This is a genomic window from Bradyrhizobium sp. Kon69 (assembly GCF_055807515.1).
The window spans coordinates 1-237 of record NZ_JBVVOS010000569.1; the positions used below are offsets into that span (position 1 = coordinate 1).

A 237-nucleotide genomic window follows, 5' to 3' on the forward strand; every position below is an offset into this window, starting at 1 on the left:
GAGCTCAAGGGCGGCGTCGCCCCCACAAGCGCGTGCACGGTTGCCAACAAGGGCACGCAGCAAACCGTGAAGTATCAGGCAGACTACATATTCTGGGCCGCTAACTGAGCAAACTCGGCTACGCTCGCCTTGTGGGCGCGAGGACGCTCGCCCCTACAATGCGCAGACGTCTACTGAAGTGGCAGGAATCCCTGGTTTGGCTGAAATCATCTTTGACTATGAAGTGTGCCTGCTGGC

The 237-nt window shown here is 58.6% G+C and carries 1 protein-coding gene; it reads left to right on the top strand.

What is annotated here, in order from left to right; genetic code table 11:
* A partial coding sequence (locus AC0L3U_RS40180) for a DUF3455 domain-containing protein (protein ID WP_473365239.1) occupies window positions 1-108 on the top strand: 108 nt, incomplete at its 5' end.
* Between the last annotated feature and the right edge of the window lie 129 nt (window positions 109-237).